This window comes from Ancylobacter sp. TW_SC_1, assembly GCF_056836805.1.
In genome coordinates, this window is sequence record NZ_CM166365.1 from 742,462 (window position 1) to 760,015 (window position 17,554).

Consider the following 17,554-nt stretch of genomic DNA (forward strand, 5'->3'; position numbering starts at 1 on the left):
GTGAATCGCATGTCGATCCCCGTCCCGTTCCGGCCGGCGGGTCAGTCGTCGAACTGCGGCGGCAGCCGGCCGAACCGGAACAGGATCTTGGGCTCGTCGTCGAACTCGCCGGTCTCGGCATCGCCCGATGTGGAGAAGGCGACCACGCCGGCCTTGGCCGTCGCCAGGCGCTCGGCGGTGCGGATGGCCATGGCCTCGTTGCGCGCGCTGCTCGGCGGCTCGGCCTTCAGCCCGCCGCGGGCACCGGCCTTGAAGGCCTGCACGATGTAGATCGTCTCGATTGCCACGCCATCTCTCCGGCCGTGCCCGCACGGCGCGGGCGGAACTGAATCAGGTCGCGACGAGAACAGATGTGGAACGAATAGGCAAGGCCGGCGACGGCCCGCGGCAGGGTGGCTCCCGCGCCGGCGGCCTTGTTCCGGCGGCCGGCTCAGGATCAACCCGAATTGCCGGGCCCGTTTATTTCGCCTTGTTCGCAACGCAATACAGGCGTATCAATAAATCCTAATTGTTTGGTCGAGCTGGCTTCGCGACGTTTGAGACGTCCGCCCGCCATACACCATGAAATTCTCGAAAACGGATGCATCACGCCGATCAGGCGTGCGTGTCGCCCTGTTCGAATACGAAATGAAGTCCGCGCTGACCACGGATGTACTGGCAGCCGGAAGCGTCGTTTCGATTCGAACGGGAGGCGTCCATTTCGGGATCCGCATGATTGTGCCTTCGTCCCGTCCGCCATCGCGCCTGCGCCGGCTTCCGCCGTCGCGCGTGGCGCCGATTGCGTGGCGAGGCACCACCCCGTCTTAGAATAAGGACCACACCTCGTCATGACCGCCACACCCAATCCGCAGCGCAGCAGCCGTCCGATCGAGCGCGATGCGGCGACACATCAATTTTCCATCGGGCAGACCGTCCGGCTGAAGAGCGGCTTCGGCGCCACCTCCTCCCGGCACGGCGATGTCTACAAGATTACCGGCCGGCTGCCGCCGCTCGGAAATTCCGCGCAGTACCGCATCCGCAACGAGGGCGAGCAGCATGAGCGGGTGGCCACGGAAGACAGCCTCGAGCCGGTCGCCGTGGTGAAGATGGGCGAAGGCGCGGCGCTTCGCGCGCGGACCTTCGGCAAGGTCTGAGGCCGGATGGTTCCCGTCGCGGAACCATCGACCGGGACGGCCGGAGGGACAGCCGGCGCCCCGCGGCGCACGGGGAAGCACGTGTCGATGAAGATCGTGATCGAGTTCTATCGTATCCGGCAGCAGGACGGCGCGCATGCGGTCGTCGGCCGCGAGACGTTGGACGCGCTCGATCTCGATGGCGCGATCGGTGCCGCCCGGGCGCTGGCGCAGACCCTCGACATGCCGCAACGCCCCGACGCCCTGTGCATCACCGACGCGACCGGCAGGACGCTCTACTCCTGCCCGCTCGACGGCGCGACACTGCCGGAAGAGAGTTCTTCGCCATGAAAGACCCGCACGCCGCCGCCGCACGCAGGGGCGATGCCCTGGCGATCAGGGTCTGGGAGGGCGAAGGCGGCGCGCCGGGTCGTGCACCCGACCGCGCGACCGACTACGTACCCGGTCGCGCACCATATGGCCACGGACGCGCCGGCCCGAACGGCCCGGCGTCCGTCTCGCTCATTCCGGGCATTGCCGGGGGCGGGCCGGGCGAAACCACGAGGCGCCTGTCATGACATTGGCCTTTCCCAATCCCAGCCGCAGTTTCGACAAGTCACGAAGCGCCGTGCGCTTCACCGGCTATGACGGCATGTTCGAGGTGCCGTTCCTCATCGAGACCGCGGCGCTCGCCCGCTCGAACGCCGGCGCCGGCGCGGTCGACGGGTCCGAGGATGGACATCTGCGGGCCTTCGACGCGGCGCGCGGCGCGATCCACGATCTCGCCCGCAAGGTCTATTCCCAGGGCCGCCGCACCTCGTACATTCTGACCGTCGCCGATATCCGGTAGATGCACCGAGCTGCGAGATCCCGCCCATGCTGATCCGTTACGGCTATGAAATGACGTTGGCCTGCCCGCAGCCGACGGCGCTCGTCTGCCTGTTGTCGGTTCACCAGGATCGCGCGGCGGACATGCGGGCGCCGGAGACGTTCTTCACCACGCCCGAGGTCCCGACATCGACCTATCTCGACCTGTTCGGCAATCGCTGCCGGCGGCTCGTCGCGCCGGCGGGCGACCTGACGATCTGGGGCGACGCCACGATCGAGGACGATGGCGCGCTGGACGTCGTGCGGCCGCATGCCCGCGAGCTGCCGGTGCCCGAGCTGCCCGACGATTGCCTCGTCTATCTCCTGGGCAGCCGCTATTGCGAGACCGACCGTCTCAGCCAGACGGCATGGGACATGTTCGGCGGGCACGCGCCGGGCTGGGGCCGCGTGCAGGCGGTGTGCGACTTCGTCCATGACCATATCCGCTTCGACTACATGCAGGCGCGCTCGACGCGGTCGGCCTTCGAGACCTTCCACGAGCGTGTCGGCGTCTGCCGCGACTTCGCCCATCTCGCGGTCGCGCTCTGCCGCTGCCTCAACATTCCGGCGCGCTATGTGAACGGCCATCTCGGCGACATCGGCGTCCCGGTGGTCGACCCGATGGACTTCAGCGCCTGGATGGAGGTCTTCCTCGACGGTGCCTGGTATACGTTCGATCCGCGCAACAACGTGCCGCGGATCGGCCGGATCGTCGTCGCGCGCGGCCGCGATGCCGCCGACGTCCCGCTGATCAATTCCTTCGGCCCGCATCTGCTGAAGGCGTTCCGGGTGTGGACCTACGAGGTGCCGGCCGCGTCCTAGCCGCGTCCCGGCCGCATGGCCTGGTGGCGGAACGCCGCGCGCCGCGTCCGGGGCATGAAAACGGCAGATCCGGAACGTATTTCCGCGTGTATTGGAAGCGTTTTCGGGCTCTCATTCACGGCGGACGGCGAAATACTCGGCGTCGCTGAATTTTAAGAAGGCGCGGCCTTGAAAAACAGGTGCCCGAGGCGTATCTTATCTAAGTCGATGTACGGTTAAATCTGCTGTCATTAGCGCCTTTTATCGAGGGCGCCGCCAGCTTTTTATTCCTGAAAATGCAATTTCGACGACCTGCATCTTTGCGGGCGCGCCACGACTATAATCACGAAAGGGTTTCCCATGGCCACGGGAACCGTAAAATGGTTCAACGCCCAGAAGGGCTTTGGATTTATCGCGCCGGATGATGGCGGCAGCGATGCGTTCGTTCACATCAGTGCTGTCGAGCGCGCCGGCATGAGCGATCTGCGCGAAGGTCAGAAGGTGGGCTTCGAGCTCGTCACCGACCAGAGAAGCGGCAAGATGTCCGCCGACCGGCTCCAAGCACTGAGCTGATCCGGGGCGCCCGGAGGCGCGGACCCGAGGGTTCGCCGCTGCCGTGCGCTTCCTCCCATTGCTCGTGTTGTGCCGACCACGGATGTACTGGCGGCCGGGACGAGCGATGAGACGGTCCGTGCGACCGCAGGCGCCTGGCGCCCTGTTGCCCCGCGCCTCCCTGAGGCCGCGGGGTTTTTCGTTTCTGGCGGCGCCGTCGCGCGCCGCGATCAGGAGGACATGATCATGGCGAAGGGGCAGTTGCGCAGCAACCGCGAAGCGAAGAAGCCGAAGAAGAAGAAAGAGGCCGAACCCGTTTCCGTGCTTTCCAAGGCGAGCCCGGTGTCGATCGGCCTGCCGAAGAAGAAGGGCTGACGCGAGGTCGCGCCCGCCTGGTCCGCCGCACGCGGGAGAGGACGGCCCTGTCCGGGCCGCGACGGGCGGGCCTTGCCCGCTCGCCAGCTGTCGCGTGCCGGCGCCTGGCGTCCGCGCGATCGGCGACGGTTGCCGGTATCCCTGGGTTAGCCGGCAAAATATGGCCGGCCGGCGACGGGATGCCGTCGTCCCGGGCGGTCCGTTCGAGGCACGGACGAGACAGGCGCAGGTCCGTCGCCGCCATACGATCGTTTGAAGTCTCCACATCACTGTAGAATATTGCCGTCCGGTCCGCCGTGAGACTCTCCCGCCATGGCCGCTGCCCGTTGGCTGGCGCGGATTTCGTCGGAGGGGTGGCGTCATGCTTGCGTATGGATATGTCGCGCTTGGTGGCGCCGTCGGCAGCGTGCTCCGCTTCGGCTTGAACCGCTGGCTCACCTTGCTGCTGGGCGATGCGCTGCCCTGGGGCACGATCCTCATCAACATAGGCGGGTCCTTCGCGATCGGCCTGTTCGCCGCTCTCTTCGAGAGCGGCGCCCGGTCGACGGTTCCGCTCGAAGTCCGCCAGTTCGTGCTGGTCGGCCTGTGCGGCGGCTTCACCACCTTCTCGTCGTTCAGCCTTCAGACCCTGGTGCTGCTCAATGCCGGCGAGGCGGGCCGGGCGGTGCTCAATGTCGCGCTGTCGGTCGTGATATGTCTGGTCGCCGTCAGCCTGGGCTATATGTTTCCGGGCGCCCTGACGGCGATGACGAGGAGCGTGGGCACATGAAGATCCTGTCGGTCCTGACGAGTTCCGCCAGCGTTCCCGCCGCGCTCGACGCCGCGGAGCTCGCGGCCGCGACGCTGCCCGGGGTGTCGATCGAGGCCCTCGAAGTGGTCGTCGATCCCGCGCAGATGATGGCCTCGAGCGAGGAGGTCAGCATCCAGCAGCTGCGGGAGATGAAGGAGGGCACGGCCGAGCAGCGTGCCCGCGCGACCCGCGCGGCGTTCGACGCCTGGGAGGCGCAGCGCGGCCCGAAGGCGGCGCCGGTCGCCTGGCGGTCGGTCACCGGAGCGGAGACCGCCGTCGTCGTCGAGGAAGCGGCCGGGGACATCGCCCTCATCGTCATGGCTCACGACGCCAACATGGATGCGACGGACGCGCTGCATGCGGCGATCTTCTCGACCCGCAAGCCGGTGCTGCTGGTTCCCACGGGCTGGCGGCCGGGCGGGCGCACGCATTTCGCCCATATCGCGGTCGGCCTGATCGACGACGACACCATGCGCCGGGCGATCATGGCCGCCGAGCCCTGGCTGCGCGCCGCCGAGCGGATATCGGCCCTCAACATCCAGCGCGCGGACGCGGCCGATGCCGATCTCGAGGCGATGTGGCCGATCGCTGCCATCCGCCCGGAGTTCGCAACGGTCGCGCTCTCGCACGAGACGACCGGGGCCTGCCTCGTACAGGAGGCGGATCGCCTGGGCGCCGATCTCCTGGTCGCCGGCGCCTATGGACACATGGAACTGATGGAATGGCTGTTCGGCGGAACCACGCGCGAACTCCTGCAGGTCGCCGACCTGCCGCTCTTCCTGGCGCATTAGCCGGGCGAGCCGGCACGGGCGCGGGGCCTCGCCCTTGAGGCAAGGCGGCCTCTCCCCACCCCCATCAACGCGGGTGGGGAGAGGCGGGCTTGCGATCAGGCGAGATCGAAGCGGTCGGCGTTCATCACCTTGGTCCAGGCGGCGACGAAGTCGTCGACGAACTTCGCCCCGGCGTCGTCCTGGGCATAGACCTCGGCATAGGCGCGCAGGATCGCGTTGGAGCCGAAGACTAGGTCGACGCGGGTCGCCGTCCACTTCGGCGCGCCGGTCTTGCGGTCGCGCAGCTCATAGAGCCCCTCGCCCACCGACTTCCACGTATTGCCCATGTCGGTCAGGTTGACGAAGAAGTCGTTGGTCAGCGCGCCTTCGCGGGCGGTGAAGACACCGTGCTTGCTGCCGCCATGATTGGCGCCGAGCACGCGCATGCCGCCGATCAGCACGGTCATCTCCGGGGCGGTGAGGCCCATGAGCTGGGTGCGGTCGAGCAGCAGTTCCTCGGCGCTGACGACATAGTCCTTCTTCAGCCAGTTGCGGTAGCCGTCATGGATCGGCTCCAGCACGCTGAAGGAGTCCGCGTCGGTCTGCGCGTCGGTGGCGTCGCCCCGGCCGGGGGCGAAGGGGACGCTGACGTCGTGGCCGGCGGCCTTCGCCGCCAGTTCCACGCCGACATTGCCGCCGAGCACGATGACATCGGCCACGCTGGCGCCGGTCTCGGCCGCGATCGTCTCCAGCACGCCGAGCACCTTGGCGAGGCGGGCCGGCTCGTTGCCTTCCCAGTCCTTCTGCGGGGCGAGGCGGATGCGCGCGCCATTGGCGCCGCCGCGCATGTCGGAGCCGCGATAGGTACGGGCGCTGTCCCACGCGGTGCTGACGAGTTCGCCGATGGTGAGGCCGCTATTGATGATCTTCGCCTTGACCGCAGCGACATCATAGTCCGTGCGGCCGGCCGGCACCGGGTCCTGCCAGATCAGGTCTTCACCGGGAACGTCCGGGCCGATGTAGCGGACCTTCGGCCCCATGTCGCGGTGGGTCAGCTTGAACCAGGCGCGGGCGAAGGTGTCCTGGAAATAGGCCGGATCGGCCATGAACTTCCGGCAGATCGCGTTGTAGACGGGATCGACCTTCATCGCCATGTCGGCGTCGGTCATCATCGGGTTGTGGCGGATCGAGGGATCGCTGGTGTCGACCGGCTTGTCCTCTTCCCGGATGTTGACCGGCTCCCACTGCCAGGCGCCCGCCGGGCTCTTGCGCAGCTCCCATTCATGGCCGAACAGCATCTCGAAGAAGCCCATGTCGAACTTCGTCGGGTGGGTCGTCCAGGCGCCTTCGAGGCCGGACGTCACCGCGCGGCTGGCCAGCCCGTTCTGGTTCGGGTTGGACCAGCCGAGGCCCTGCTCCTCCAGCCCGGCGGCTTCCGGGTTCGGGCCGAGAGCCGTGGCGTCGCCATTGCCGTGGGTCTTGCCGACGGTGTGGCCGCCGGCGGTGAGCGCCGCGGTCTCCTCGTCGTTCATCGCCATGCGGGCGAAGGTCTCGCGCACCTGGGCGGCGGTCTTCAGCGGGTCGGGAACGCCGTTGACGCCCTCGGGGTTGACGTAGATGAGGCCCATCTGCACGGCGGCGAGCGGGTTCTCCATCGTCGCGGGCTCGTTGACGTCGGTGTAGCGGTTGTCGCTCGGCGCCAGCCACTCCTTCTCGGAGCCCCAATAGGTGTCCTTGGCGGGGTGCCAGACGTCCTCGCGGCCGAAGCCGAAGCCGAAGGTCTTCAGGCCCATGGTCTCATAGGCGATGGTGCCGGCGAGCACGATGAGATCGGCCCAGCTGACCTTATTGCCGTACTTCTTCTTGACCGGCCAGAGCAGCCGGCGCGCCTTGTCGAGGCTGACATTGTCCGGCCAGGAGTTGAGCGGGGCGAAGCGCTGGTCGCCGGTGCCGCCGCCGCCGCGGCCATCCGCCAGACGGTAGGAGCCGGCCGCGTGCCACGACAGGCGGATCATCAGGCCGCCATAATGGCCCCAGTCGGCCGGCCACCATTCCTGGCTGTCGGTCATGAGGGCGCGCATGTCGGCCTTCAGCGCGTCGAAGTCGAGGCCCTTGAGCGCCTCGCGATAATCGAAGTCCTTGCCCAGCGGATTGGTCTTGGTGTCGTGCTGGTGGAGAATGTCGAGATTGAGGGCCTTCGGCCACCAGTCCATGTTGGACGTTCCGACTTCCGTGATGGCGCCGTGCATCACCGGGCATTTGCCGGCCGGCTTGTTCGTGATGTCGTCCATTGCGTTCTCCGATCGTCTGCGGGTTCGCGGAGCCCGGGCAAGCCGGCACGCATTCGGCCGATACGCCCCGCTCCGCGTGGAAACTCTCACCTTAGAAGTGGTCTTATCGTACATACTCAATAATGAAAATTTGCATTTTCTAATCAGGACGATATGTACAGCTTATGACAGACATCTCCATGAGGCATCTGCGCTATTTCGAGGCGCTGGCCCAGCATGGTCATTTCGGCCGGGCGGCGGAGGCGTGCGCGATCTCGCAGCCGGCGCTGTCGCTGCAGATCAAGGAACTCGAGGAGATCCTCGGCGCGCCTCTGGTCGAGCGGGGAACGCGGCAGATCCGGCTCACCAGCCTCGGCGAGGAATTCGCGACGCGGGCACGCCGCATCCTGCGGGCGGTGGACGAGCTCGACGACCTCGCCCGGGCCTCGCAGAGCCCGCTGGCCGGCCGGCTGCGGATCGGCGTGATCCCCACCGTCGCGCCCTATCTGCTGCCCTCCGTCATGCAGCGCCTGGCCGAACGCTTCCCCGGCCTCGACCTGCGCCCGCGCGAGGCGGTGACGCAGAGGCTGGTGGACGACCTCATGGAGGGTCGGCTCGACGCCGCGATCGTCGCGCTGCCGGTGTCGGAGCCCTCGCTGACCGAATACGCGCTGTTCGAGGAGGAGTTCGTCCTGGTGCGCCCGTCGGACGAGGCGGGGCTGCCGGTGCCGAGCTCGGACATGCTGCGCGAGATGAGGCTGCTCCTGCTGGAGGAGGGCCACTGTTTCCGCGAGCAGGCGCTTTCGTTCTGCAAGATGTCGTCGCGCCTGCCGCGCGATCTGATGGAGGGGAGTTCGCTGACCACCCTGGTGCAGATGGTCGGCGCCGGCATCGGCGTCACGCTCATCCCGCAAATGGCCGTGCCGGTCGAGACGCGCTCGGCCGCCGTCTGCGTGGCGCGGCTCGCCGCGCCGCGTCCCTCGCGGAGGATCGGCATGGTCTGGCGCAAGACCAATCCGCTGTCCGGCCCGCTGCAGCTGATCGCGGGCATCGTTCGCGAGATCGGCCGGGCGGGGGCGGACGCGATGGAGCGGCAGGCCGGCGACGAGGGACACGTGGCCGCGCCCGTCGAGGCCGTGTCCTAGGGGCGCGCGCGTGCCGGCGCGTGGTGGAACAGGCTCTTCTTGACGATGGCATGCACGCCCCAATTGCCGTCGACCACCTGGGTGATGCCGAAGTCGACCGCCGCCGACATCAGGGCGATCGCCTCGTCCTCGCTCAGCCCGGCGCTGGTCATCAGGAAGCGCCGGACCTTGCGGAAGGCATCGCGCATGGCGAGGTCGAGCGAGGATTTGGCGTAGACCTCGCTCTGGCTGTGGGCGCCGAACTCGGCGAGGTAGTTGGGATGGCTGAACCCGGTCAGCACCCATTCCTGCGGGGTTTCGATCAGCGGATAGGTGAGGTCGGCGAGCAGGCCGCCGACGATGTCGGCCTTCTTGTGCAGCACCACCTGGAACGTGCCGGTCATCGAGCACTCGATCGCCGTTCCGCTCAGCTCGCCATCGCCCTGCGCGGCGTGCGGGTCGCCGATCGACAGCAGCGCGCCGGGCACGGAAACCGGGAGATAGACCGCCGCTCCCTTGCCGAGCCGCCAATTGTCGAGATTGCCGCCGAAATAGGCCGGCGGCACCGAATCGACCAGCTGCGCCTCGCGCGGGGCGACGGCGATCACGCCGAAATGCGGCCTGAGCGCGATGCGCACCCCCTCCAGCACCGGGGACAGCCGGGTGACGCTGTCGGGCGTGACCGGCACGCCGGGATAGTCGTAGGTCTCGTGGCGGACGCCGAAAGGATCGACCTGCGGCTCCCAGCGATAGGAATGGACCGCCTCGGCATAGGGCGCGTCGTCGTCGGTGACGATCTCGTAGATGGTGACGGTCTCGCGCGGCCGCGGCTCCGACAGGAACTCCGAGTAGTGGAATCCCCACCAGGCGGCGACGCTGCTGCCGAAGACCCGGCCGGCATGGTCGGGATGGCGCGAGCGGCGCGGCTCGATGTCGAGTATGCGCACTTCGAGGACGTCGCCCGGCTGCGCGCCGCGAATCGCGACGGGGCCGGTGCAGATGTGCACGCCGAACCCCTCGCCGGCGCCGCGCCCGTAGATCGAGGCGTCGAGCGGCCCGGCGCCGCGGCGGTCGACGCCCTTCCCGGCGGCGGTCCAGTGGAAGACGCTCTCGGCGCCGGGATCGCCGGCGATCATCCGCTCGGGATCGTCCGAGGCATGCTGCGTCAGGGTCTCGATCGTGACGATATCGCCGGAATTGATCTCCATCAGCGGCTTGAGCGCCCGGCTGAAGAAGCCCCAATGCACATGCGCGGCGTCCACGGGAAGATAATGATGCGCCGGCCGGTCGGGCTCCGGCGCCTCGGCTTCCGGGCTCTCGGCGGCCGTGCTCCGGCGCTCGCCGGAATCCGACCGGCCCTGCAGCGCCCGCAGCTGCACGAGCGCCTGCTGCGGCCATCCGCGCTGCCCGCCCGGCACTGCCGGCGGGCTCTGGAACTCGCTCTCGCGCCGGCGGAACTCGCGCGGCGGCATGCCGAACCGCTCGCGGAAAAGCCGGCTGAAATGGGCTGAATCGGAAAAGCCGTAGCGATAGGCGATGTCGGAGATCGGCACCGCCGCCTCGGCGGGATTGGACAGGTCGTGCCAGGCGCGCTGCAGCCGCCGCTCGCGGACATAATGGCTGAAATTCTCGCCGGTCGATTCGAACAGCTTCTGCACATAGCGTTCGGAGATGCCTTCCGCCTGCGCGATCTCGGCGACGGAGATGTCCTCGTTCTGGATGCCGCGCTCGATGCTGGCGTAGATGCGCTGCAGCAGGGCGGCCTTGCCGGAGGGCGTGTCGGCCCCGGCGGTCGTGCGTTCGACCATGAGGGCGAGCAGCAGTTCCGCCGTGCTCTGCGCCACCGCCTCCCACTCGGCATCCGAGAGAGTGTCGATCGAGGCCGCCGCCGCGTGCAGGGTGCGGGCCACGATGTCCGCCATGCCCTCGCCGCCGAGGAGGCGAGGCCGGCCGAGCGACAGCGGCGATATCTTGCGGCCGCGGAACGAATCCGCCGGGGCGGCGAAGACGATGGCGCGCAGTTCGCCGGGAAACTGCATCTGCCAGCCGCGCACCGGCGGCGCCATCACCAATTGCCCGGCCGGCACGGCCTCCTGATCGTCCTGATGGCGCAGGATCGTGCCGCCGCCGAGCGGCAGGATCAGCGTCGGCAGGCCGGCGCGCGAGGGCTGCGCCACGAGGGTCTGGCCGCCGGCGGCGAAGGTGCCGAGGCGCACGCCGAGCGAGGAGGCGCGCGTCAATGCGCTCGCATGGGCGAGCGGCGCGGCGCTGGCGGCGGAACAGTGCAGGCCGAACCCGCCGAGGACGTCCTGCCAGGCTTTCTCGCGGGCCGCCTCGGCGTAGGACTCGCTGGAGAACGGCTGTGCATTCATGCTCCCGACCCTACGAACGAAGGTCCGGCGAAGCAACAAGCGTGCCGTCCCGGCGCGGACCGGGCCGCGCCGGAATCGGGCTGGTGGATGGCTCGGCGAGCGTCAGCGGCCGGCGAAGATGCGCTTGCGGATCGAGCCGGTGACGCCCCAATTGGCGTCGACCACCTGGGTGACGGCGAAATCCGCCGCCACCGACATCAGCGAGATCGCCTCGTCCTCGGAGAGCTTGTGCACGGTCATCAGGAAGCGGCGCAGCTTGCGGAAGGCGTCGCGCATCGCGCTGTCGAGGCTGCCGCGCTTGAGGATCTCGCTCTGGTGGTCCGGGCCGAGCTCGGCGAGATAATTGGCGACGCTGAAGCCGTAGACCGACCAGACGTCGTCGTTTTCGAGCAGGGGATGGGTCAGCCCTTCGAGGATGGTGCCGGGCAGATCGGCCTTCTTGTGCAGCACGAACTCGAACTCGCCGGTGAGCGAAATCTCGATGGCGGTGCCGGAAAGCTCGCTGTCGCCCTGCGAGGCATGGGCGTCGCCGCAGGAGAACAGGCCGCCGGGCACCGCGACCGGGTAGTACATGCGCGCGCCCTTGGCGATGCGCCAGTCATCCATGTTGCCGCCGGTGTAGTTGGGCGGAATGGTGCTGACGAAATCGGCCTCGGCCGGGGCGAGGCCCATCGTGCCGAAATGCAGCCGCGCCGGCACCTTGATGCCCGGCAGGATGCCCTCCTTCTTCACGACGGTGGCGTGATCGACCCTGACGCCGGGATAGTCGATGGTCGGATGGACGATGCCGTCCGGGTCGGTCTGCGGCGTCCAGAGATAGGAATAGAGCGCCTTCACCGCCTGCTCGACCATGTCGAGCTCGTAGATGGTGACGACCTCGCGCGGCTTGGGCTCCTCGATCAGGTCCTTGTACTGGAAGCCCCAATTGGCGGAGGGGTTGGAGCCGAAGAAGCGACCGGCATAGGCCGGGTTGGCGCTCGGGCGCGGCCAGGTGTCGATGACGCGCACCTCGATGATGTCGCCCGGCTCGGCGCCCTCGACCGCCACCGGGCCGGTGAGCAGATGCACGCCCAGCCCCTCGCCGGCGCCATAGGTGAACGGCCCGTCGGTGGCACCGGCGCCGCGGCGGCGCATCGTCTTCTGGTCCTTGGTCCAGAGGAAGATCTCCTCCGCCGCGCGGTCGCCCTCGATCATGCGGGCATAGTCGTCATTGGCGTGGTGGGTGATGGACTCGATCACCGCCCGCTCGCCGGATTTGAGGGTCAGGACCGGCTCCAGCGTCTTGCTGAAATAGCCCCAATGGACGGTGTCGGGCGTGGCGGGCAGGTGATGCTTGGTCATGTCGGGCCTCGGTGGGAAGCGGTTGGCACGGGCGGCGCAGCGCGCGGCCCTATTCGGCGTTCATCTTTCTGAGGAAACGCGCGGTCAGCGGGTGGCGGGGATGTTCGAGCACCTGATCGGCCGGGCCCTCCTCGACGATCGCGCCGCCGGCGAGGAAGACGATCCGGTCGGCCACGTCGCCGGCGAAGCGCAGCTGATGGGTCGAGATGATCATGGCGAGCCCTTCCTCCACCGCGAGGCGGTGAATGACCTCCAGCACCTCGCTGACCAGCTCGGGGTCGAGCGCCGAGGTCGGCTCGTCGAGAAGCAGCACGGAGGGGTTGGGCGCCACGGCCCGGGCGATCGCCACGCGCTGCTGCTGGCCGCCGGAGAGATGGCGCGGCAGGGCGTCGGCGCGGTGGGCGAGCCCGACCCGCTCCAGCAGCTCCTGCGCCCGGCGGTCGGCGTCGAGCCGCGACAGTCCCTGCACCCAGCGCAGCGGGCCGGCGATGTTCTCCTTCGCCGTGAGATGGGCGAACAGGTTGAACTGCTGGAACACCATGCCGACGCCGACGCTGGCGCGCATCTGGGCGATCGCCCGCGGGGCGAGGGCACGGCCTTCCTCGCTGATGCCGAGGAACTGGCCGCCGACGCGGATCGCGCCGTCCTCCCAGCCTTCCAGCCGGTTGATGCAGCGCAGGAGCGTGCTCTTGCCCGATCCGCTCGGCCCCAGCAGGGCGACGACCTCGCCGGTGCGCACGGTCAGGTCGATGCCGTTCAGCACCGTCTGCGCGCCGTAGTGCTTATGCAGCTTCGTCACCTCCACCGCCACGGCGTTGCCGGCGAGGCGCCGGGCGCGCGCCGCGCGGTCGATGCGGCCGACGCTGGCGCCCGCCACCCTGGCCGAGGCTGGCGGCAGGGGATCTTCGGCGATCTCCTCGAGGATCTCCTGCGCGACGTCGGGCGGCGTCGGCGCGGCGGGGGATGCCGTGAGCGGCTCGGCCCGGCCGGGCAGCAGCGCGCGGAAGAAGCGGGCGAGCTGCTGGCGCGGCGGCGGGCGATCGAGATCGAGCAGCATCTCGACGATGATCTGGATGAGCGCGATGGCGCCGGTGAGGATGAGATAGATGAGGCCGGAGGCGAAGAAGATGGAGAAGAAGTCGAAGGTCGCCGAGGCGAGCTGGGTCGAGCGCAGGGTGAGCTCCTGCACCGCCACGACGGAGGCGAGCGAGGAGTTCTTCAGCGCGCTCACCGTCTCGTTGCCCAGCGCCGGCACCATGGAGCGGATGGCCTGCGGCGCGATGATCCGGCGCATGATGGCGGCCGGCGTCATGCCGAGCGCCTGGCCGGCGCTGAGCTGGCCGCGGTCGACCCCGAGAACGTTGGAGCGCAGGATCTCGGCGATGAACGGCGCCTCGTTGAGCGCCAGCGCCAGCCCCGCCGCGGCGACGGCGGTGAGCTTGATGCCGATCATCGGCAGCGCGTTGTAGCAGAACACCATCTGCAGGATCAGCGGCGTGCCGCGGAAGATGATCGAGTAGGTCCGCGCCACGATGGCCAGGGCGCGGAAGCGGCTGAGCTGCATCCAGGCCAGCACCAGCCCCATGGCGAGGCCGCCGAGCAGGCCGAGGCCGGTGATGAGCAGCGTGTAGCCGACGCCGTCGATCAGGTACGGCATGCTGAGATAGTGAAGGAAAAGATCCATCGGCCTGCTTCGCAACAACGGTAGGGGAGCGGCGGCCGTGGGGGACTCCACGGCCGCCGGACGTCGTCGGGCTGGGAGGGTCAGTCGGCGAGCACCAGCTTGGGGGTCTCGAGCTGGTCGGCCGGCAGGTTCCACTTCTTCATCAGCTCGGCCTGCACGCCGGCCTTCTGAAGCTCGCCGAGCGCCGCCATCACCGCGTCGCGGAACGCGACATTGTCGCGCGGCACGGCGATGCCGACCGAATAGGGCAGCGTCACCGCCGTCGCCTTGTCGAGCTTGTCGGGATAGGCCTTCACCGCGCCGTCGACGGTGTTGACGTCGTTGATGTAGGTGTCGGCGCGCCCGGCCAGGAGCGCCTGGATGCAGTTGGCGTTGTTGTCGAACAGCAGGATCTCCGGCGCCGGCTTGCCGGCGGCCTTGCATTCGGCTTCCAGCGCCTGGATGAGGGGCACCTCGACATAGCCGGTGTTCTCGGCCGCCACCGCGCCGCACAGCGAGGCGTCGATGCCGGTGATCTTCTTCGGGTTGCCCTTGGCCACCAGCACGCCGTCATACACCTTCAGATAGGTGATGAAGTCGGCCGCCTTGGCGCGGTCCTTGGTGGCGTAGATGTCGGAGATGACGATGTCGGCCTGGCCGGCCTGCAGCGTGGTGAGCAGCGCGGCGAAGGTCACCGCCTTGTAGGTGAGGGTGAAGCCGAGGCATTCGCCGATGGCCTCGCCGAGATCGATGTCGAAGCCGATATATTTGGTGGGGTCGGCGGGATCGATGGTCTCGTAGCCCGGCGTGTGCGGGTTGATGGCGTTCACCAGCGTCTTGCCCTTCAGCGCGGGATATTTCGCCTGAAGCGCGGCGCAGGCGGCGGGCGCCGCGGCCTGGGCCGGGAGCGTCAGGCCGCCGATCAATGTCGCGAGGCCCATGATGCCGAAAGCCGCCGCCTTGCAGCGGCGGGCGAGCGACATGCGGCGTCCGCCATGATGTTCGTCGAGATTGAGTGCCACTTAGCTTCTCCTCTGGTGCCGGGTGCCATTGCGGGCGGCGGCGATAACGCTGAGGAAGAGTCTTAGGGCGGAGGGCGTCTTTCCGACTTGTCTGGAGGCGCACCCATTGTTGGATCGCCCAAACCCAACAATTGGGCAGTTCCTGCACGTTTCATGAGCGCCGGGCCGATGCAGGGCCCCTACGCGGCCTGCGCCACGAGGAATGGCCGAGCGGCGGTGGCAGGGGGGCGGCAGACCGGGCACCGGCAGCGGCTCCGGCGCGTCGCCCGGCCGGAAAGCGCGCGGGCGCTTGCGTTTTGCGCTCCCGCGCGCCAATAAGCAGCGGATGCCGGGTCCGTGTGCCAGCCGCTGCGATGGCCGCCGTTCCCGGCACGCGATCTCCGGGCCGGTAAGGCGCAGCAGCAGGCAGGAGCCGTGGCGGGTCTCGACAATGAGGATGGCACTGCGAGCGTCGCGAACGCCGTCTGGCGGGTCGGCGTGCTGTTTTCCCGCAAGGGGCACATGCAGGAGCCGGAGACGGAGCATTTCCGCGGCACGGCGCTGGCCATCGAGGAGATAAACCTCGCGGGCGGCGTGCTCGGCCGGCCGATCGAGCCGGTCTGCTACGATCCGGAATCGAGCCCCGAGCTGTACCGCCGCTACGCCGAGCGCCTGCTCACCGAAGACGGCATCAGCACCATCTTCGGCTGCTGCACCTCTTCCTGCCGCAAGGCGATCCTCGCCACGGTGGAGCGCCGCAACGCGCTGCTCTGGTACCCCTCGCTCTATGAGGGCTTCGAATACTCGCCGAACGTGATCTACACCGGCGCGGCGCCCAACCAGAACAGCCTCCAGCTCGCCCGCCACCTGCTCGCCACCTTCGGGCCGCGCTTCTATCTCGTCGGTTCGGACTACATCTATCCGCGCGAATCCAACCGCATCATGCGCGACCTCGTCTCGCGCGAGGGCGGCGAGGTGGTGGCGGAAACCTACGTTCCCGAGCAGCCGCACGAGGACCAGATCCGCCGCGTGGTGGAGGACATCCGCCGCCGCGCGCCCTCGGTGGTGTTCTCCACCGTCGTCGGGCGGGGCGCGCACACGCTCTACCGCATCTTCCGCGAGGTCGGGTTCGACCCGCGCACCATGCCCATCGCCAGTCTCACCATGGCGGAGGGCGAGATCCGCGCCATCGGCCCGGAGCTGTGCGTCGGCCACATCACCTCCGCCCCCTATTTCTCGACCGTGGACACGCCCGCCAACCACCGTTTCGTCGAAGCCTACCGCGCCCGCTTCGGCCGCGACGCGGCGGTGACGATGTATGCCGAGGCGGCCTATTTCCAGATCCGCCTGTTCGCCGACGCCCTCGCCCGCGCGAAGTCGCTCGACACCCAGCGCCTCGTCGATGCGGTGCTCGGCACCGAGCTCGATGCGCCGCAGGGCCGCATCCGCGTCGACCCCGACAACAACCACACCTATCTCCTGCCGCGCATCGGCATGGTGAACGAGCATGGCGATTTCGACGTGGTGTGGCAGGCCAAGGCGCCGGTGAGGCCCGACCCCTATCTCGTCGACCACATCTACGACCATGCCTGAGCGGGCGCGCCGGCAGGAAGCCGCACCGGAACACACCGGCGGGCCGCCCGCATGAGCGCCTCGCAGCTCATCCACAACCTGCGCAACACCCGCGTCGCGGTGGTGCATCCGCGCGACCAGGACGGCGACGATCTGGTGCGCCAGCTGCAGCGCATCGGCTGCCAGGTGCAGGTGGTCTGGCCGCCGCCGCCGCAGCTTCCGCTGCCGCTGGACGCGGTGTTCTTCCTGCTCGACCGCGACACCAAGATCTCGATGCCCTGGCGCATGGCCGACCTCCAGATCGCCCATATCGCCATCGTCGACTATGAGAACCCGACGGTCCTGAAGGCGCTGCTCGATTCCAGCGCGCATGGCGTGCTGGTGCGCCCGATCCGCGCCTCGGGCGTGCTGTCGAACCTCGTCCTGGCGCTCTCCATGCGCGGCTATGAGAGCCGCCTGCTGGCCAAGATCGCCAAGCTGGAGGACACGCTGCGCACCCGTCGCGACGTCGAGAAGGCGACGCGCCTGCTGATGGGCCTGCGCAATCTCTCCGAGGACGAGGCGTACCAGTTCATCCGCAAGCAGGCGACCGCCAAGCGCGTGCCGATCGGCACCATCGCCGGTTCCATCATCAACGCCCATGCGATGCTGGCCGAGCTGGACCGCGACGGCGAGCCGGAAAAGTAAGGCCGCCTGCCTATCTCATAGGCAGCAGGCGTCCTGCCTCTATCCTCGGCATTTCCGCTTGACTCGGGTGACGGGCTGCGCTTCCATGCTGCCCAGCGCTTCGTGAGCGTGGCGGCAGCGTTGCCGCTCTACATCCAGGCTATGCAGCCCTCGATGGTGCCGGAAGGCACTGCCGGGGGCTTTTTGTTTTCACGCCGCGGTGCCCCGCGGCGATCGCAGAGGTGTGCCCATATGCCGAGTTCGAGCCTTGTCCGCGT

At 68.5% G+C, this 17,554-nt stretch carries 17 protein-coding genes; 11 read left to right on the forward strand and 6 right to left on the reverse strand.

The genetic code is table 11. The annotated features are described in order from the left end of the window. Positions 1-41: 41 nt before the first annotated feature. Positions 42-287: a hypothetical protein gene (locus tag AC1PZ7_RS03445; protein ID WP_482358123.1), complete on the reverse strand. Its 246-nt coding sequence runs from the start codon at positions 285-287 to the stop codon at positions 42-44. Positions 288-827: 540 nt separating this feature from the next. Here AC1PZ7_RS03445 and AC1PZ7_RS03450 point away from each other — a divergent pair. The 8 genes from AC1PZ7_RS03450 to AC1PZ7_RS03485 all read left to right on the forward strand — a co-directional run bounded on the left by AC1PZ7_RS03450 (position 828) and on the right by AC1PZ7_RS03485 (position 5,288). Continuing rightward, complete coding sequence (locus AC1PZ7_RS03450) at positions 828-1,133, forward strand: hypothetical protein (protein ID WP_482358124.1); 306 nt, start codon at positions 828-830, stop codon at positions 1,131-1,133. Positions 1,134-1,220: 87 nt separating this feature from the next. After that, a complete protein-coding gene (locus tag AC1PZ7_RS03455; RefSeq protein WP_482358125.1) occupies positions 1,221-1,463 on the forward strand; it encodes a hypothetical protein in 243 nt (80 codons plus the stop codon). Between the two features lie 223 nt (positions 1,464-1,686). Next, on the forward strand, positions 1,687-1,962 hold the full coding sequence (locus AC1PZ7_RS03460; RefSeq protein WP_482358126.1) for a DUF1488 family protein: 276 nt from the start codon (positions 1,687-1,689) through the stop codon (positions 1,960-1,962). A gap of 26 nt (positions 1,963-1,988) precedes the next feature. Next, entirely contained in the window at positions 1,989-2,801 is an 813-nt protein-coding gene (locus AC1PZ7_RS03465) for a transglutaminase-like domain-containing protein (RefSeq protein ID WP_482358127.1), read from the forward strand. Positions 2,802-3,140: 339 nt separating this feature from the next. After that, on the forward strand, positions 3,141-3,353 hold the full coding sequence (locus tag AC1PZ7_RS03470; protein WP_482358128.1) for a cold-shock protein: 213 nt from the start codon (positions 3,141-3,143) through the stop codon (positions 3,351-3,353). A 225-nt stretch (positions 3,354-3,578) separates the two neighbouring features. Next, entirely contained in the window at positions 3,579-3,707 is a 129-nt protein-coding gene (locus AC1PZ7_RS03475) for a hypothetical protein (RefSeq protein WP_482358129.1), read from the forward strand. A 361-nt stretch (positions 3,708-4,068) separates the two neighbouring features. Continuing rightward, entirely contained in the window at positions 4,069-4,476 is a 408-nt protein-coding gene (gene crcB, locus AC1PZ7_RS03480) for a fluoride efflux transporter CrcB (RefSeq protein ID WP_482358130.1), read from the forward strand. After that, the gene (locus tag AC1PZ7_RS03485) at positions 4,473-5,288 is read left to right on the forward strand and encodes a hypothetical protein (protein WP_482358131.1); all 816 of its coding nucleotides are present in this window, start codon (positions 4,473-4,475) and stop codon (positions 5,286-5,288) included. The genes crcB and AC1PZ7_RS03485 overlap by 4 nt, the downstream gene beginning before the upstream one ends. A gap of 95 nt (positions 5,289-5,383) precedes the next feature. Here the strand turns inward: AC1PZ7_RS03485 and katG are convergent, their stop codons facing one another. Further along, positions 5,384-7,558, reverse strand: coding sequence for a catalase/peroxidase HPI (katG, locus tag AC1PZ7_RS03490; protein WP_482358132.1), 2,175 nt, complete (start codon positions 7,556-7,558; stop codon positions 5,384-5,386). A gap of 164 nt (positions 7,559-7,722) precedes the next feature. On the opposite strand from katG, the gene AC1PZ7_RS03495 reads away from it, so the two are divergent. Next, positions 7,723-8,682 carry a hydrogen peroxide-inducible genes activator gene (locus AC1PZ7_RS03495; protein ID WP_482358133.1) on the forward strand — a complete coding sequence of 320 codons (960 nt, stop codon included), beginning with the start codon at positions 7,723-7,725 and terminating at the stop codon, positions 8,680-8,682. On the opposite strand, the gene AC1PZ7_RS03500 is transcribed toward AC1PZ7_RS03495, so the two are convergent. The 4 genes from AC1PZ7_RS03500 to AC1PZ7_RS03515 all read right to left on the reverse strand — a co-directional run bounded on the left by AC1PZ7_RS03500 (position 8,679) and on the right by AC1PZ7_RS03515 (position 15,020). Then, positions 8,679-11,033: an acetamidase/formamidase family protein gene (locus AC1PZ7_RS03500; RefSeq protein WP_482358134.1), complete on the reverse strand. Its 2,355-nt coding sequence runs from the start codon at positions 11,031-11,033 to the stop codon at positions 8,679-8,681. The genes AC1PZ7_RS03495 and AC1PZ7_RS03500 overlap by 4 nt on opposite strands. A 102-nt stretch (positions 11,034-11,135) precedes the next feature. Beyond that, entirely contained in the window at positions 11,136-12,374 is a 1,239-nt protein-coding gene (locus AC1PZ7_RS03505; protein ID WP_482358135.1) for an acetamidase/formamidase family protein, read from the reverse strand. A gap of 49 nt (positions 12,375-12,423) precedes the next feature. Continuing rightward, entirely contained in the window at positions 12,424-14,058 is a 1,635-nt protein-coding gene (locus AC1PZ7_RS03510; RefSeq protein ID WP_482358136.1) for an amino acid ABC transporter permease/ATP-binding protein, read from the reverse strand. Between the two features lie 80 nt (positions 14,059-14,138). Further along, positions 14,139-15,020, reverse strand: a complete 882-nt coding sequence (locus AC1PZ7_RS03515; protein WP_482359555.1) for an ABC transporter substrate-binding protein — start codon at positions 15,018-15,020, stop codon at positions 14,139-14,141. 453 nt (positions 15,021-15,473) lie between these two features. On the opposite strand from AC1PZ7_RS03515, the gene AC1PZ7_RS03520 reads away from it, so the two are divergent. Both AC1PZ7_RS03520 and AC1PZ7_RS03525 read left to right on the forward strand, forming a co-directional pair. Next, complete coding sequence (locus tag AC1PZ7_RS03520) at positions 15,474-16,631, forward strand: transporter substrate-binding domain-containing protein (protein WP_482358137.1); 1,158 nt, start codon at positions 15,474-15,476, stop codon at positions 16,629-16,631. Positions 16,632-16,682: 51 nt separating this feature from the next. After that, positions 16,683-17,297: an ANTAR domain-containing response regulator gene (locus tag AC1PZ7_RS03525; protein ID WP_482358138.1), complete on the forward strand. Its 615-nt coding sequence runs from the start codon at positions 16,683-16,685 to the stop codon at positions 17,295-17,297. Positions 17,298-17,554 lie beyond the last annotated feature (257 nt).

What these genes read in the sequence shown, in the direction of transcription:
- AC1PZ7_RS03450 (WP_482358124.1), top strand. Translation starts at nt 828, where the DNA reads ATGACCGCCACACCCAATCCGCAGCGCAGCAGCCGTCCGATCGAGCGC.
- AC1PZ7_RS03455 (WP_482358125.1), top strand. Translation starts at nt 1,221, where the DNA reads ATGAAGATCGTGATCGAGTTCTATCGTATCCGGCAGCAGGACGGCGCG.
- AC1PZ7_RS03460 (WP_482358126.1), top strand. Translation starts at nt 1,687, where the DNA reads ATGACATTGGCCTTTCCCAATCCCAGCCGCAGTTTCGACAAGTCACGA.
- AC1PZ7_RS03465 (WP_482358127.1), top strand. Translation starts at nt 1,989, where the DNA reads ATGCTGATCCGTTACGGCTATGAAATGACGTTGGCCTGCCCGCAGCCG.
- AC1PZ7_RS03470 (WP_482358128.1), top strand. Translation starts at nt 3,141, where the DNA reads ATGGCCACGGGAACCGTAAAATGGTTCAACGCCCAGAAGGGCTTTGGA.
- AC1PZ7_RS03475 (WP_482358129.1), top strand. Translation starts at nt 3,579, where the DNA reads ATGGCGAAGGGGCAGTTGCGCAGCAACCGCGAAGCGAAGAAGCCGAAG.
- crcB (WP_482358130.1), top strand. Translation starts at nt 4,069, where the DNA reads ATGCTTGCGTATGGATATGTCGCGCTTGGTGGCGCCGTCGGCAGCGTG.
- AC1PZ7_RS03485 (WP_482358131.1), top strand. Translation starts at nt 4,473, where the DNA reads ATGAAGATCCTGTCGGTCCTGACGAGTTCCGCCAGCGTTCCCGCCGCG.
- katG (WP_482358132.1), bottom strand. Translation starts at nt 7,558, where the DNA reads ATGGACGACATCACGAACAAGCCGGCCGGCAAATGCCCGGTGATGCAC.
- AC1PZ7_RS03495 (WP_482358133.1), top strand. Translation starts at nt 7,723, where the DNA reads ATGACAGACATCTCCATGAGGCATCTGCGCTATTTCGAGGCGCTGGCC.
- AC1PZ7_RS03500 (WP_482358134.1), bottom strand. Translation starts at nt 11,033, where the DNA reads ATGAATGCACAGCCGTTCTCCAGCGAGTCCTACGCCGAGGCGGCCCGC.
- AC1PZ7_RS03505 (WP_482358135.1), bottom strand. Translation starts at nt 12,374, where the DNA reads ATGACCAAGCATCACCTGCCCGCCACGCCCGACACCGTCCATTGGGGC.
- AC1PZ7_RS03510 (WP_482358136.1), bottom strand. Translation starts at nt 14,058, where the DNA reads ATGGATCTTTTCCTTCACTATCTCAGCATGCCGTACCTGATCGACGGC.
- AC1PZ7_RS03515 (WP_482359555.1), bottom strand. Translation starts at nt 15,020, where the DNA reads ATGTCGCTCGCCCGCCGCTGCAAGGCGGCGGCTTTCGGCATCATGGGC.
- AC1PZ7_RS03525 (WP_482358138.1), top strand. Translation starts at nt 16,683, where the DNA reads ATGAGCGCCTCGCAGCTCATCCACAACCTGCGCAACACCCGCGTCGCG.